At 65.7% G+C, this 14,330-nt stretch carries 13 protein-coding genes and 1 pseudogene; 11 read left to right on the top strand and 3 right to left on the bottom strand.

All coding sequences use genetic code 11. From position 1 onward, the window contains the following. Positions 1-71: 71 nt before the first annotated feature. The 3 genes and pseudogenes from LU684_RS14920 to LU684_RS14930 form a co-directional block, all read left to right on the top strand. A pseudogene (locus LU684_RS14920) lies at positions 72-410 on the top strand (FAD-dependent oxidoreductase); the annotation flags it as partial. A gap of 12 nt (positions 411-422) precedes the next feature. Then, entirely contained in the window at positions 423-1,205 is a 783-nt protein-coding gene (locus LU684_RS14925) for an NAD(P)-binding domain-containing protein (RefSeq protein WP_016487608.1), read from the top strand. 215 nt (positions 1,206-1,420) lie between these two features. After that, on the top strand, positions 1,421-1,738 hold the full coding sequence (locus LU684_RS14930; protein WP_016487609.1) for a DUF2388 domain-containing protein: 318 nt from the start codon (positions 1,421-1,423) through the stop codon (positions 1,736-1,738). Between the two features lie 121 nt (positions 1,739-1,859). Here the strand turns inward: LU684_RS14930 and glcC are convergent, their stop codons facing one another. Beyond that, complete coding sequence (glcC, locus tag LU684_RS14935) at positions 1,860-2,624, bottom strand: transcriptional regulator GlcC (protein WP_016487610.1); 765 nt, start codon at positions 2,622-2,624, stop codon at positions 1,860-1,862. Between the two features lie 195 nt (positions 2,625-2,819). Between glcC and glcD the strand changes: the two genes are divergently transcribed. The 7 genes from glcD to pdxR all read left to right on the top strand — a co-directional run bounded on the left by glcD (position 2,820) and on the right by pdxR (position 11,399). Further along, a complete protein-coding gene (glcD, locus tag LU684_RS14940; protein ID WP_232894778.1) occupies positions 2,820-4,319 on the top strand; it encodes a glycolate oxidase subunit GlcD in 1,500 nt (499 codons plus the stop codon). Next, positions 4,319-5,371, top strand: a complete 1,053-nt coding sequence (gene glcE / locus LU684_RS14945; protein WP_232894779.1) for a glycolate oxidase subunit GlcE — start codon at positions 4,319-4,321, stop codon at positions 5,369-5,371. Before glcD ends, glcE begins: the two co-directional genes overlap by 1 nt. 9 nt (positions 5,372-5,380) lie before the next feature. Next, the gene (gene glcF / locus LU684_RS14950) at positions 5,381-6,616 is read left to right on the top strand and encodes a glycolate oxidase subunit GlcF (protein WP_232894780.1); all 1,236 of its coding nucleotides are present in this window, start codon (positions 5,381-5,383) and stop codon (positions 6,614-6,616) included. Beyond that, positions 6,609-7,007, top strand: a complete 399-nt coding sequence (locus LU684_RS14955) for a heme-binding protein (protein ID WP_016487614.1) — start codon at positions 6,609-6,611, stop codon at positions 7,005-7,007. The genes glcF and LU684_RS14955 overlap by 8 nt, the downstream gene beginning before the upstream one ends. A gap of 90 nt (positions 7,008-7,097) precedes the next feature. Continuing rightward, positions 7,098-9,266 (top strand): malate synthase G, encoded by a 2,169-nt coding sequence (locus tag LU684_RS14960; protein WP_232894781.1) that lies wholly within the window; start codon positions 7,098-7,100, stop codon positions 9,264-9,266. A 218-nt stretch (positions 9,267-9,484) separates the two neighbouring features. Then, positions 9,485-9,823 (top strand): hypothetical protein, encoded by a 339-nt coding sequence (locus LU684_RS14965; RefSeq protein WP_016487616.1) that lies wholly within the window; start codon positions 9,485-9,487, stop codon positions 9,821-9,823. Between the two features lie 142 nt (positions 9,824-9,965). Beyond that, positions 9,966-11,399, top strand: a complete 1,434-nt coding sequence (gene pdxR / locus LU684_RS14970) for a MocR-like pyridoxine biosynthesis transcription factor PdxR (protein ID WP_232894782.1) — start codon at positions 9,966-9,968, stop codon at positions 11,397-11,399. Here the strand turns inward: pdxR and LU684_RS14975 are convergent. Next, positions 11,392-12,588, bottom strand: coding sequence for a cyanate transporter (locus LU684_RS14975; protein WP_016487618.1), 1,197 nt, complete (start codon positions 12,586-12,588; stop codon positions 11,392-11,394). The genes pdxR and LU684_RS14975 overlap by 8 nt on opposite strands. A gap of 201 nt (positions 12,589-12,789) precedes the next feature. Between LU684_RS14975 and LU684_RS14980 the strand changes: the two genes are divergently transcribed. Next, a complete protein-coding gene (locus LU684_RS14980; RefSeq protein WP_016487619.1) occupies positions 12,790-13,227 on the top strand; it encodes a carboxymuconolactone decarboxylase family protein in 438 nt (145 codons plus the stop codon). Positions 13,228-13,274: 47 nt separating this feature from the next. On the opposite strand, the gene LU684_RS14985 is transcribed toward LU684_RS14980, so the two are convergent. Further along, on the bottom strand, positions 13,275-14,285 hold the full coding sequence (locus LU684_RS14985; RefSeq protein ID WP_060517320.1) for an AraC family transcriptional regulator: 1,011 nt from the start codon (positions 14,283-14,285) through the stop codon (positions 13,275-13,277). Positions 14,286-14,330 lie beyond the last annotated feature (45 nt).

Below are 14,330 nucleotides of genomic sequence, written 5' to 3' on the forward strand. Positions count from 1 at the left end.
CCCCCGCGCACGACAACGGTTGCGGCGGTTTCGGCGCCAACCCACGCCACATCGCCCGTGCCGGACGCCAGCATCGCGATTCGTTCGAGCGGCGCTTCCCGATGCTGTCTGGCATGGCGTTTGAATAGACGTGGGGTGCCTCGATGGGCCTGTCGCGCAACCACCTGTCGCACTTCGGTACCCTCGCTCCCAACGTGCATGCGGCGCTGTGCTGCAACGGCCTTGCCATCACCCGTGGCACAGCTACCGTTACCCTGCTGGCCGACTGGGTGAGCGGCGAACGCGACGCGCTGATCGACGTCCTTCTGGGCTCCGCAGGCCCCAACCGCAACCCGCCGGAGCCGCTGCTGAGCGCCGGCGTCAACCTCAACCTGCACCGGGGCCAGCGCCGCGCCGGCCTGCAAAGCTGATCAGGAGGCACCATGCATAGCCTTGGCATTCTCGGGGTGGGCGAGCTCACCGAAAAAACAGTCATCGGCCTGCGTCGCAGCGGTTTCGAAGGCCCCATCCTGTTGTCACCGCGCAATGCGCAACGGGCAGCCGTGCTGGCCCAGGAGCATGGTTGCCAGGTGCTGGCAAGCAACCAGGCAGTGGTCGACCAGGCAGAACTTGTGATCCTTGGCGTGCGCCCGCAATCGCTCGCCGAACTGGCAAATGACGTACAGCTGCGCTCAGGCCAGCGCCTGGTCTCGCTCGCCGCCGGGGTCAACCTTGCGCAACTGTCCACCGCGTTCCCTGGTGCCCTCTGTGTGCGTGCGATGCTGTCGTATGCGGCGCAGTACAACCAGTCCACGGTAGTGGTGTGCCCACCCGATGCGCTCACTACGCAGTACCTGGAGCCACTGGGCAAACTGGTGGTGCTGCAGGGCGAGCCGGAATTCGAGCTGGCCACCGTGGCGGCGTGCATGAATGGCTGGTTCTACTTCTTGCTACACGACCTGCAGCAGTGGCTGATGGACAAAGGCCTGCCCGCAACCGAAGCGCGTGCGCTGGTGCTGGGCAACCTGCAAGACTGCGTGGCCAGTGCCGGGCAGCAGCCAGCGTGTACGCTCAAGGCCTTGGGCGAGGCCATTGCCACGCCGGGCACCTTTACTGCCGATGGCCTCGCGGTGCTGATGCATCAGCCGGTAAGCGCCACCTGGGGCGCGGCATGCGAGGTGGTGCTAGACGGGCTGTTGACGCGGTCAGGGCGGGCCGGGCACTAAGGGATGATCGAACGTATCAGCCCCGGTAAACGGACCAGCCGTTTTCGTGTGCTTTGCCCGGGGGAAGACCACCAACCAGTTGGCCTGCCCCTGCCTCGGGGGCCGCGCGGCGGCCCCGACAATCTCCAGCCTGCAAAGGGAACTACCCGCCCCCCTGGCCCTCTTAAACACTGAGTGGTTTATTTCCCTGTGCTTCACGTATTGGAGAACTCGACATGCGCCACCTACTCCTCGCCCCTGCGCTGCTGCTCCTGCTGCCTGCCGGTGCTGCCCTGGCCCGCGTCGATGCGGGCGACGTCGCCACCTCAGCCGGTGTTTCCGCTTCGCTGTATTCGACCTTCAAGGACGACAAACGGATCATCCCGGCCCGTGACGAGCTTTCTGCCTTCGTCGCCAGCGGCGGTGCAATCCGTGGCGCCTATGTAGAGTCGGCGCTGGAACAGGCGCGCAAGGACCACCCAGGGCTACAGGCCAATGATGAAGAACTGGCCAGGGCTATTCTTTCTCAGGATGACCGCATAGCCGATCATTGAGGCAATCCTGTGCCGGCCCTTTCGCGGGCTTGCCCGCTCCCACAGGTACCACTCCTGGCCTAGAGCCAGTGCAGTATCTGTGGGAGCGGGCAAGCCCGCGAAAGGGCCGGCACAGGCAGCATCACCCCCAACCATCCATGCGCATGGTCGCCCTGACCAGGCGCTGCTCTTCCTGCTCAATCTCCCGCAAACTGTCGCGTATGCCGTTGATATGCTCACGCGCAGCCCGCTGCGCCTGCTCCGGCAATTGCTCCATCACCGCCTGATACAACCGCGCATGCTGCCGATCAATCTGGCGTTTCTGCGCCGGCCGGCAGTACAGGTTGTTGACCGAAGCAAACACGGTGCTCAAGGTCAGATCACTGAGCGATTGCAGGGTATGCACCAGCACCGGGTTATGTGACGCTTCGCTGATCGCCCGATGGAAGGCATGGTCACGGCGGGCATGCTCACGGGCGTCCAGCGCCTGGGCCGACTCGTGGGCAGCCAGCATTTCTTCATAACGCCGGCGAATCAGCAAGCGGTCGACCTCGGTGGCACGCAACGCTGCCAGCCGCGCCGACTCGGCCTCCAGCAAAGCCCGTACCTCCAGCAAGTCGAACAGCGTGCGTGGCTGCGAACTAAACAGGTGCATCAATGGGGTGGCACCCACCTGCCCCGTCAGGTCCGCAACGAACGAGCCTCGCCCCTGCTCGGTGTCGATGATGCCGCGCCCGCGCAAAATGCGTAGCCCTTCACGCAGGGCCGAGCGTGAACAACCCAGCTTCTCTACCAGCCGCCGCTCCGATGGCAGGGCCTGGCCCACCTTCAACACGCCGTCGACGATCAGCCGCTCGACCCGCTCGGCCACCTGGTCGGCGACCTTGGCTTTGCCGTCAGTAACCATTGTGCACCCTCCTGCTGGTAGGACCAGTTAGCCCATCTATCCAAATCTAGCCGGGTAAACCCACCAATAACCAGTACCACGGCGAAAAACTGGTAGGACCAGTGCCCGCCATGCTCGACCCCAGGCGCTGGCACGCGCAGGCTGCAACCGTGACCGCTTTGCCAACAACAACAAAAACCGTTGCCGAGTGAGCCGATGAATATCCTGTACGACGAACGCGTCGATGGCGCGCTACCCGCCGTGGACCAGGCAGCCCTGCTGCAGGCACTGCACAGCGCCCTGCCGGACCTCGATATCCTGCACCGCGAAGAAGACCTGAAACCCTACGAATGCGATGGGCTGTCGGCCTATCGCACGGTGCCGCTGCTGGTGGTGCTGCCCGAGCGCCTGGAGCAGGTGCAGACGCTGCTCAAGCTCTGCCACCAACGCGGCGTACCGGTGGTAGCGCGTGGCGCCGGTACCGGCCTGTCGGGGGGTGCCCTGCCGCTGGCCAAGGGGATCCTGCTGGTGATGGCACGTTTCAACCGCATCCTTGAGGTCAACCCACAGGGCCGCTACGCCCGTGTGCAACCCGGCGTACGCAACCTGGCCATCTCCCAGGCCGCCGCACCTCATGGTATGTACTACGCGCCAGACCCGTCCTCGCAAATCGCCTGCTCCATTGGTGGCAACGTCGCCGAGAACGCAGGTGGCGTGCACTGCCTCAAATACGGCCTGACCGTGCATAACCTGCTGAAGGTGGACATTCTCACGGTCGAAGGTGAACACCTGACCTTGGGTAGCGATGCCCTGGACAGCCCCGGCTTCGACCTGCTGGCACTGTTCACCGGCTCTGAAGGCATGCTCGGCATTGTCACCGAAGTGACCGTGAAACTGCTGCCCAAGCCTCAGGTGGCACGGGTGCTGCTGGCCAGTTTCGACAGCGTCGAGGACGCTGGCCGGGCAGTGGCTGACATCATCGCCGCCGGCATCATTCCAGGCGGCCTGGAGATGATGGACAACCTGGCAATCCGCGCCGCCGAAGACTTCATCCACGCCGGCTACCCGGTGGACGCGGCGGCCATCCTGTTATGCGAACTGGACGGCGTGGAGGCCGATGTGCACGACGACTGCGAACGGGTGGCCGCGGTGCTGACGCAAGCCGGCGCCCGCGAGGTGCGGCTGGCCTGCGATGAGGCCGAACGCGTGCGCTTCTGGGCCGGGCGCAAGAACGCCTTCCCGGCGGTGGGGCGCATTTCCCCGGACTACTACTGCATGGACGGCACCATCCCGCGCCGCGAACTGCCGCGGGCACTCAAGGGCATCAGTGACCTGTCCCGCGAATACGGCCTGCGCGTGGCCAACGTGTTCCACGCCGGCGACGGCAACATGCACCCGCTGATCCTGTTCGATGCCAACCTGCCCGGGGAGCTGGAACGGGCCGAAGCCATCGGCGGCAAGATCCTCGAACTGTGCGTGGCGGTGGGCGGCAGCATTACCGGCGAGCACGGCGTAGGCCGCGAAAAAATCAACCAGATGTGCGCCCAGTTCAACAGCGACGAAATCACCCTGTTCCACGCGGTCAAGGCCGCCTTCGACCCGCAGGGCCTGCTGAACCCCGGCAAGAACATCCCCACCCTGCACCGCTGCGCAGAGTTCGGCGCCATGCATGTGCACCACGGGCAACTGCCCTTCCCTGACCTGGAGCGTTTCTGATGAGCATGGACCGCGACATCAGCCAGGCCCTGCTACAGCAGGTCACCCAGGCCTTGAACCACGGCACGCCACTACGTATCCAGGGCAGCAACAGCAAGGCCATGCTCGGCAGCCCGGTGGCCGGCGAAGTTGTCGACACCCGCAGCCACCGTGGCATCGTCAGCTACGACCCCACCGAACTGGTGCTCACCGCCCGTGCGGGCACACCGCTGCGCGAGATCGAAGCGGCCCTGCACGAGGCCGGCCAGATGCTGCCCTGCGAACCGCCGCACCTGGGCCCCGAGGCCACCCTGGGCGGCATGGTCGCGGCGGGCCTGTCCGGCCCCAGGCGGCCGTGGGCCGGGTCGGTACGTGACTACGTGCTCGGCACGCGGGTAATCACCGGCCACGGCAAGCTGCTGCGCTTTGGTGGCGAGGTGATGAAGAATGTGGCCGGTTACGATGTATCACGGCTGATGGCGGGTAGCTTCGGTTGCCTGGGGCTGTTGACTGAAATTTCCTTGAAAGTGCTGCCTCGGCCGCGCGAATGCCTGAGCCTGCGCCTGCCGATGGGCTGCCACCAGGCACTGGCCGAGCTGGCCGAATGGGGCCAGCAGCCGCTGCCGATCAGCGCGGCCTGCCATGACGGTGACGCCCTGTTCCTGCGCCTGGAAGGCGGTGAAGGCTCGGTGCAGTCGGCCCGCCAGCGGCTGGGCGGCGAAATGCTCGACAGCGGTTTCTGGAGCGACCTGCGCGAACAGCGCCTGGCGTTCTTCAGTGACCCTGCGCCGCTATGGCGTTTGTCGCTGCCCAACGCCACCGGCGAGCTGCAACTGCCCGGCCAGCAGTTGATCGACTGGGGGGGTGCCCAGCGCTGGCTGAAGTCCAGTGCACCGGCGCAGGCGATTCGCGACCAGGTCGCCAAGGTGGGCGGCCACGCCACCTGCTACGCCCCCGGGGCAGCCAGCAGCCCGCCCCTGCCCGCCGCACTGATGCGTTACCACCGTGCCCTCAAGCAGCAACTCGACCCCCAGGGGGTGTTCAACCCTGGCCGCCTGTACCCGGACCTGTGAGGCCAGACCATGCAAACCAACCTGAGCGAAACAAGCCGCCGGCTGGCCCGCGCTGACGAGGCCGAAAGCATCCTGCGTTCCTGCGTGCATTGTGGGTTTTGCACCGCCACCTGCCCTACCTACCAGTTGCTGGGCGATGAACTGGACGGCCCGCGCGGGCGCATCTACCTGATCAAGCAGGTACTCGAAGGCGAGCCGGTCACCGCCAGCACCCAACAGCACCTGGACCGCTGCCTGAGTTGCCGCAACTGCGAAACCACCTGCCCATCCGGGGTCAGATACCACGACCTGCTGGACATCGGTCGCGCCGTCGTCGACCAACAAGTACCGCGCGCGCTCGGTCAGCGCCTGCTGCGCCAGGGCCTGCGTGCGGTAGTGCCACGCCCGGCGCTGTTCAAGGCCCTGACCCGCAGCGGCCAGGCCCTGCGCCCACTGTTGCCGGCCACGCTCAAGCGCAAACTGCCGGCGCACATCACGGCACCCGGCGAGCGCCCCGCGCCGCGCCACGCACGCCAGGTGCTGATGCTGGAAGGCTGCGTGCAGCCGGCCTTGTCACCCAATACCAATGCCGCTGCGACGCGCCTGCTCGATCGCCTGGGGATTAGCGTGCAACCCATCCACCAGGCCGGCTGCTGTGGCGCGGTGGACTACCACCTCAATGCCCAGGAGCAAGGCCTGCAACGTGCGCGGCGCAATATCGACGCCTGGTGGCCGGCCATCGAAGCAGGTGCCGAGGCCATCGTGCAAACCGCCAGCGGCTGCGGGGCGTTCGTGCGCGACTATGGCCACCTGCTGGAACACGACACCCGCTACGCAGCCAAAGCGGCCAGGGTCAGCGCCCTGTCCCGCGACCTGGTAGAAGTACTGCGCGATGAGCCGGTCGAGCAACTGGGCCTGTGCGCCGAGCAACGCCTGGCCTTCCACTGCCCCTGCACGCTGCAACACGCCCTGAAACTGGGGGGTGCGGTAGAGGCGCTGCTGACGCGCCTGGGCTTTACCCTGACCTCGGTACCGGACGGCCACCTGTGTTGCGGCTCGGCTGGCACCTATTCGCTGACCCAGCCAGCGCTGTCACTGCAACTGCGTGACAACCGCCTTAACGCACTGGAAAGCGGCAAACCGCAAGTCATCGCTACCGCCAACATCGGCTGCCAGGCCCACCTCGACGGGGCCGGGCGCACGCCGGTACGGCACTGGATCGAAATCGTCGAAGCCGCCTTGAACCCGGAGACCCCCCATGCATAGCAAGTTCGTGATCGGCCAGGCCGACGTCGCCCGTGTGCTGGCCGCCGCCCGCCAGGAAGCCCTGGCCCAGCATTGGAACGTGACCATCGCCGTGGTCGACGACGGTGGCCACCCCTTGGCCCTGGAGCGCCTGGATGGCTGTGCGCCGGCCAGTGCCTACATAGCCGTGGAGAAAGCCCGCACCTCCGCGCTGGGGCGCAAGGAAACCCGGGATTACGAGGAAATGGTCAATGGGGGCCGCACTGCATTCGTCACCGCACCGCTGCTGACCAGCCTGGAGGGTGGCGTGCCACTGCGGGTGGATGGCCAGGTGGTGGGTGCCATTGGTGTGTCCGGGGTCAAGTCCGAACAGGATGCCCAGGTGGCCAAGGCTGGAGCGGCAGCCCTGTAGATCCTGTGCTGGCTTCTTCGTGGGCTTGCCCGCGAAGAAGCCAGAACAGGTGACTGAATTCCCGAAGACAGAACATCGAGCGAACAGACAATGCCAAACGAACTCCAGATCGCCCCCACCCTCCAGCGCTTCATCGAAGACGAAGTCCTCCCCGGCACCGGTATCGAAGCCAACACTTTCTGGCAAGGCTTCAGCACCTTGGTCCACGACCTCGCCCCGCAAAACCGCGCCCTGCTCGCCGAACGCCAGCGCCTGCAAACCGAGCTGGACAACTGGCACCGCCAACACCCTGGCCCGATCCGCGACATGGCCGCCTACCAGCACTTTCTGCAAGGCATCGGCTACCTGGTCGACGCTCCCGAAAACGTGCAGATCAGCACCGCCAACGTTGACCGTGAAATCGCCTTGCAAGCCGGCCCGCAGCTGGTCGTGCCGCTGAGCAATGCCCGCTACGCCCTCAACGCCACCAACGCCCGCTGGGGTTCGCTGTACGATGCGCTGTACGGCACCGATGCCATCGCCGAAACCGCGGGCGCCGAACGCGGCCAAGGCTACAACCCGGCGCGCGGCGCCAAGGTAATTGCCTATGGCCGGCAGTTCCTCGACGCTAGCACCCCACTCGACGGCGCTTCACACAGCGACGCCACTGCCTACGTGATCGACCAGGGCACGCTACGGGTCACCCTGGCCGACGGCCGCCAGGCCGTGTTGCACAATCGCGCACAACTGCGGGGTTACCAGGGAGAGCCGAACACACCCACGGCGATCCTGTTGCAGCACCACCAGCTGCATTTCGAAATCCAGATCGACCCGGCCAGTGCGATCGGCCAGCAGGACCTGGCCGGGGTCAAGGACATCGCCCTGGAAGCCGCACTGACCACCATCATCGACTGCGAAGACTCGGTAGCGGCCGTGGATGCCAACGACAAAGTCCACGTCTACCGCAACTGGCTCGGCCTGATGAAGGGTGACCTGAGCGAACAGGTGAGCAAAGGCAGCAAAACCTTCAACCGCACCCTGGCTGCAGACCGCCATTACCACGGTATAGACGGCCTCCCCCTGACACTACCGGGCCGCTCGCTGCTGTTCATCCGCAACGTCGGCCACCTGATGACCAACCCGGCCATCCACGACCGTGATGGCCGTGAAATTCCCGAAGGTATCCTCGATGCCGTGATTACCAGCCTGATCGGTCTGCACGACCTCAAGCGCCGCGGCAATTCCCGCGAAGGCAGCCTGTACATCGTCAAACCGAAGATGCACGGGCCGGCCGAAGTGGCCTTCGCCGACCAGTTGTTCGGCCGCGTCGAAGCCCTGCTGGGCCTGCCGGCACAGACCCTGAAGATGGGCATCATGGACGAGGAGCGGCGCACCAGCGTCAACCTCAAGGCCTGTATCGCCAGCGCGGCATCCCGGGTGGTGTTCATCAATACCGGCTTCCTCGACCGCACCGGCGACGAAATGCACAGCGCCATGGAAGCCGGCGCCATGCTGCGCAAGGGCGACATGAAAGGCAGCGCCTGGATCCAGGCCTACGAACGCAGCAACGTGCTGGTCGGGCTGGCTTGTGGCCTGCGCGGCAAGGCACAGATCGGCAAGGGCATGTGGGCCATGCCCGGCCTGATGGCGGCCATGCTGGAACAGAAAGTTGCCCAGCCAAAGGCCGGTGCCAACACCGCCTGGGTGCCGTCGCCCACTGCCGCCACCCTGCATGCGCTGCACTACCACCAGGTAGACGTAGCTGCCGTGCAGCAGACGCTGGAACAGGTAGACCTGGGGGCCCTGCGTGGCGCATTGCTGCATGACCTGCTGAGCATTCCGGTCAGCCCCGAACGGCCGTGGAGCGCCGCTGATATCCAGGCTGAGCTGGACAACAACTGCCAAGGCATCCTCGGTTACGTGGCGCGCTGGGTCGAGCAAGGGGTCGGCTGCTCCAAGGTGCCGGACATTCACGATGTGGGCCTGATGGAGGACCGCGCCACCTTGCGCATTTCAGCGCAGCACATTGCCAACTGGCTGCACCATGGGGTAGTCGGGGCCGAGCAGGTCGAGGCGACGTTGCAACGCATGGCCCAGGTGGTCGACCAGCAGAATGCCGGGGACCCGGCATACCGGCCGATGGCCACCGGTTTCGAAACATCGTATGCCTTCCGAGCTGCGCGGGACCTGGTGTTCAAAGGGCGCGAGCAGCCCAGCGGCTATACCGAGCCGTTGCTACATGGCTGGCGGTTGCGCTTCAAGCAGGAAGTTCAACGCTAGCCCAGGCTGCGCGGTCACTCCAGGAGCAGCCTTGTGGCGCGATCGGGTGGGGACGAATTGTGCCGCAGGCACCCGCCTGCTGCCAGTCAAGGGTGGTATTCCGGCAGCTTCAGACATTTCCCACAGGGTTCTCGGAAGTGTCTTACTTGCTACCGCCGCCCGCAGAAAACAAGATCGGGGCTGGATCAAGCAACGCTGCGCTCCAGAGGAGGCTCCGCATGCACCTGTACGCCCGCCCCATCGCCGAACTGCGCAGCAGCCTGCGCGAAATGCTGGCCCATGACATGAGTAACCCCGATGAAGACCCACACCTGTCGGGGGTCATGTTCTTCTGCGCCACCGATGAGCATTCCCGGCAATTGATCGAACGCATCGAGTTGCTGGCCAGCGAGGTGTTCTTCGACGCGAACGGGCGGGCCATTTCAGAGTATATGAAGGCTTCGACGGTAGAAGGCGTGCGCATCAGGCGCAACCGCAACGCGGCAGAGGATGAGACAGTAATACGCATCGCGCTGGCGGAAAAAGGCTACATCACTGTCAGCGCCGCCCGGTTCTGAGTTTTTTGGGGCTGCTTTGCAGCCCATCGCCGGCAAGCCAGCTCTCACAGGGGTCGCGTCAAGCCTGGGGTGCACGCGATACCTGTGGGAGCCTTCCTGCCCAATCCGCTATCCTGAGCACTCCCCCGCTCCGGACCCGCCCATGGAACTGCACATCCGCCTGGAGGGCCGCAAAGGCCTGGCCGAGCAGCTTTACCAGCAATTGCGCGCCGGTATCGACAGCGGCCACCTGGCCGCCGGCACCCAACTGCCACCCACCCGCCTGCTGGCAGCACAACTGGGCGTATCGCGCAAGACCGTGGCCGAGGCTTACTCACGGCTGACCTACGACAACCTGCTCAGCGGCGTGGTCGGCCGCGGCACGTTCATCACCCCGCGCCAACCACTGCGCAGCAATGAATCAGCCAGCATTCCCCTGGCCGGCGCTGCATCCCTTGAACGCTGGCAGCAGCGCGCCACCGTGCTCGCTCAACGCCAGCTGCAAACGCCCTCGCGCTATGACTTTGTCGGCGGTGCATCGAGCAAGTCGCAGTTCCCGTTCGACCAATGGCGCAGCTGCCTGAATGACGCGCTGCGCCGCAGCCAGCGCCACCCCGAGCGGCAGTTCCAGGCCCAGGGCCTGCCAGAGCTGCGCGAGGCCATTGCCCACCACATCGCCTACGCCCGCGGCGTGCACTGCAGCGCAGCCGATCTGCTGGTGTGCAACGGTGCCCAGCAAGCGCTGGACCTGATCGCCCGGGTACTGGTCGAGCCAGGCTGTCAGGTGGCCATGGAAGACCCCGGCTACCCGCCGGCACGGCAACTGTTCCTGGCCCTTGGCGCACGCCTGCAGTCCGTGCCGGTGGATGATGAAGGCCTGTGCGTGGAGCAGATCGCCGATGGCACCCGGCTGATCTACGTAACGCCCTCGCACCAGTTCCCGCTGGGTATGCCGATGAGCGAGCCACGCCGACACGCCCTGCTGGCAAGGGCCGCGGAACTGGGTGCACTGATCATCGAAGACGACTACGACTGCGAGTTCCGCTACCACGGGCCAGCCTCGGACGCACTCCAGCGCCTGGACCGGCATGGGCTGGTGGCCTATGTCGGGACCTTTTCCAAGACCTTGCTGCAAGAACTGCGGCTGGGCTATGCCGTACTGCCGCCTGCCGTACTGCAGGCCGCTTGCGTGGCCAAGCACCTCAGCGACTGGCACAGCCCGACTTTGCTGCAGTGGGCGCTGGCGCGTTTTTTGGGCGAAGGCCACCTGAACAAGCATATCCGCCGCTGCCACGAGGTCTACAGCGCCCGTCGCGAGCGCATCCTGGCGCGCCTGGGGGGCGACCTGTCGCCGTGGCTCAGCGCCATCCCTGCCAGCGCCGGCTTCCACCTCAGTGCACTGGCCAATCCCGGGGTCGATGTCGAACTGCTGGCCAACCTCGCGCGCAAGGTAGAGGTCGGCCTGTACTCGCTGGCGCCATTCTTCAGCGAAGCGCCGGTACGTCCGGGGTTATTGCTGGGCTTCGGCGCCATCGAGCTGCTGGACATTGACCCGGCGCTGGACCGGGTGCGCGATACCCTGCAACGCCTCAGCTGACCGGCGCAGCCTTGCCTGGCGCGGCGGGGCGCGCGATGGCTGCGGCATAGCCACGCGGACTGAACCAGCGGGTTACCAGCAACATGGCCACCACGGTCACAGTGAGCAGCGTCCACGACGCCTGGAAGTCACCACTCACGTCACGCAGCCAGCCGGTGATATACGGCACTGTACCGGTGATGATGAAACCGATGCCCTGCACGAAAGCGGCCAGGCTGCCGGCCTCGGCGGGCGTCTTCAAGTGCTCCAGGGTCAGGGTCAGGCATTGGCTGAAGCAGGCGCCCAGGCCAAAACCGATCATCGCGACCCACAGCCCCGGCGCCTGCGTGGGTGCCAGCAGCAGGCCGAGAAAACCGGCCAGCTGGATCGCCAGAGCCAACCACAAGCCTGGACGGCGGTCAGTCCAACGCCGCAGCAACAGCGGCAACCCCAGTGCACCGGCCACCTGGAAGACCGTCATCAGGCCCACCAGGTCTGCACCGCCCTGAGCACTGCCGCCGTGCTCGAGATGGTACGCCGGCAGCCACGCCACCATGCTGGTGTAGCCGCCGTTGATCAGGCCGAAATACAGTGCCAGCAACCAGGCCCGGCGCGTGCCGAACCAGTGCCCGCCAGCAGCGCCGGCCAGCGTTGGCGCCCCCTGCCGTGGCCGCCATACCGCCCATGCCACCAGCGCCAACAGCGCCGGGATCGCCCAAAGGCCTAGGCCGACCTGCCAGTGGCCGAAATGGTCGCTGATATGGGGGCCAAGCACGGCAGCCATGCCGCCACCGCTCATCAACGCTGCCGAGTACAGCCCCATCGCCCCCGCCAGGCGGCTGGGGAACCAGCGGTTGACCAGGCCAGGCATCATGCCCTGCACCACCGCCACCCCCAGGCCGGCGACCACGGCACTGGCAATCAGCGCCCAGGCGCTGTCCAGTTGCAGGCGCCACAGGCAGGCCAGGGCGATTGCAGCCAGGCCACCGAGCATGCCGCCATGCTCGCTGATCCAGCGTCGCAACCATGGCTGCAGCAACGGCACCAGGCCCATGCACAGTACCGGCAACGCCGTCAGCAAGGCAGCCTGCTGGTAGCCCAGCCCGGTGCTGGCGCGCATGGGTTCGAGTAACGGGCCGATACTGGTCAGGATCGGCCGCAGGTTCAGCGCCAGCAGGATCACCAGCAACAGGTTCAAAGCAGCTCTCATTGCGCATCGGTTCTCGGGTAACAGGACCCAGGCATTATCCCGGCTTGGCAGGGCTGGCAGAAATGAAGAGATTGGATGCTTGTCAGTGGCCACCTGAATGGGCGATTGGCCTCCCGCTTATGTGCGCAATTGGCTATCGGGGAGGCCAATCGGCAGCGCTACAGTAGTGCCATTCCCATCCAGCATCCTTTGGAGACAGCCATGCACAACCGTATCGAATGGGCCAAGCACGCCCCGGAAGCCTACAAAGCCATGGTCGGCCTGGAGCAGGCCCTGGCCAAGAGCGGCCTGGAGAGTTCCCTGTTGGAGCTGGTACGCCTGCGGGCTTCGCAGGTCAACGGCTGCGCCTACTGCGTCAACCTGCACGCCAACGATGCACGCAAGGCAGGTGAGACCGAAGCACGCTTGCAGACCTTGAGCGTGTGGCGCGAAACCGCCTACTTCACCCCGCGCGAACGTGCGGCGCTGGCCTGGGTCGAAAGCCTTACCCGCCTGCCTGAGCAGGGCGCGCCACAGGGGCAATATGAAGCCCTGCAGGAACACTTCGAGCCGGCCGAGGTGGTCAACCTGACCCTGGCGATTGCCACCATCAACGCCTGGAACCGCTTCGGGGTCGGGTTTGCCATGGTGCCGGCCTGATCATTCAATGATCGCCATACCGGCCCTATCGCCGGCACAGGGAACAACTAACGCCCGGCCAACCGCGCCCTATAGCTGCCGGGGCTCTGCCCGGTCCACTTCTTGAACGCCCGGTGAAACGCACTCGGCTCCTGGAACCCGGCCTGCTCGGCTATCTCGGCAATGCTCAACACCCCCTCGCGCAACCGCTCGAAGGCCATCGCCCGGCGCACCTCATCCTTGATCTGCTGGTACGACCGCCCTTCCCGCTCCAGCTGCCGGCGGAACGTACTGGCACTGATCCCCTGCAGCTGCGCCAGCGCCGCCAAGGTCGGCCACTGCCCATAGTGCCGGGCGCGCAAATGGCGGTACACCTCCGCCACCAGCCCGTTCTGGTTGCGAAAGCGGATCACCAACCCCTGCGGTGCACTGCGCAGAAAGGTTTTCAGGGTCGCCAGGTCCTGCACCACTGGCAGACGCAGGTAGGCGCTGTCGAACTCCACTTCGGTACGGCCGCTGCCCAGGCGCAGGTCCGGCCCCCACAACAGCAGGTCGTCTTCCTGGGCCGGGCGCGAGACGGCCAGCTCGGTGCGGTCGATGGCGATCCGCCGCCCGGCCAGCCAGCACAACATGCCGATCATCAGCACCAGGTAGGTTTCCTCGGCGTACACCTGGGTCAACGGGTCGGCAATGCTCGACTGCACGCTGATCAGCGCGCGCCCACCGCGTACGGTCAGGCTGCCGCGCAGGTCGCGCAGGAACAGGCCGAAGCCAGCCATGCACTGGCGCAAGGCCTTTTCCAGGTTCGGCTCAAGGATCAGGCCCCGGCAAATCAGGGCGAAGCTGCCCAGCGGCATGCCATGGCTGTCGAGGCGGAAGAACTCGTCGTCCAGGCGCTGTATCTGTGTCAGCCACAGCTCGGCGAAGGCCTTGGCCGGTACGCGGGCCTGTGACTGCTCAAGCAGCTGGGGGTCGATGCCCACCGCGCGCAGCTGTGCATCGCGCTCGGCCGGGCTATTGCGCAGGGCGTGGAGCATGGCATTGAGAAAGTACACGGCGACCGAATCGCTATCGCGCATGGTGGTTTTCGCTGTCTATGCTGAGTGGCAAAAAGTGCCAGGTTG

Source organism: Pseudomonas sp. NMI542_15, from assembly GCF_021283425.1.
In the GTDB taxonomy this organism is placed as follows: domain Bacteria; phylum Pseudomonadota; class Gammaproteobacteria; order Pseudomonadales; family Pseudomonadaceae; genus Aquipseudomonas; species Aquipseudomonas fortuita.

Excerpts from the sequence above, each read along its gene's own strand:
- LU684_RS14925 (WP_016487608.1), top strand. The coding sequence starts at position 423 with ATGCATAGCCTTGGCATTCTCGGGGTGGGCGAGCTCACCGAAAAAACA.
- LU684_RS14930 (WP_016487609.1), top strand. The coding sequence starts at position 1,421 with ATGCGCCACCTACTCCTCGCCCCTGCGCTGCTGCTCCTGCTGCCTGCC.
- glcC (WP_016487610.1), bottom strand. The coding sequence starts at position 2,624 with ATGGTTACTGACGGCAAAGCCAAGGTCGCCGACCAGGTGGCCGAGCGG.
- glcD (WP_232894778.1), top strand. The coding sequence starts at position 2,820 with ATGAATATCCTGTACGACGAACGCGTCGATGGCGCGCTACCCGCCGTG.
- glcE (WP_232894779.1), top strand. The coding sequence starts at position 4,319 with ATGAGCATGGACCGCGACATCAGCCAGGCCCTGCTACAGCAGGTCACC.
- glcF (WP_232894780.1), top strand. The coding sequence starts at position 5,381 with ATGCAAACCAACCTGAGCGAAACAAGCCGCCGGCTGGCCCGCGCTGAC.
- LU684_RS14955 (WP_016487614.1), top strand. The coding sequence starts at position 6,609 with ATGCATAGCAAGTTCGTGATCGGCCAGGCCGACGTCGCCCGTGTGCTG.
- LU684_RS14960 (WP_232894781.1), top strand. The coding sequence starts at position 7,098 with ATGCCAAACGAACTCCAGATCGCCCCCACCCTCCAGCGCTTCATCGAA.
- LU684_RS14965 (WP_016487616.1), top strand. The coding sequence starts at position 9,485 with ATGCACCTGTACGCCCGCCCCATCGCCGAACTGCGCAGCAGCCTGCGC.
- pdxR (WP_232894782.1), top strand. The coding sequence starts at position 9,966 with ATGGAACTGCACATCCGCCTGGAGGGCCGCAAAGGCCTGGCCGAGCAG.
- LU684_RS14975 (WP_016487618.1), bottom strand. The coding sequence starts at position 12,588 with ATGAGAGCTGCTTTGAACCTGTTGCTGGTGATCCTGCTGGCGCTGAAC.
- LU684_RS14980 (WP_016487619.1), top strand. The coding sequence starts at position 12,790 with ATGCACAACCGTATCGAATGGGCCAAGCACGCCCCGGAAGCCTACAAA.
- LU684_RS14985 (WP_060517320.1), bottom strand. The coding sequence starts at position 14,285 with ATGCGCGATAGCGATTCGGTCGCCGTGTACTTTCTCAATGCCATGCTC.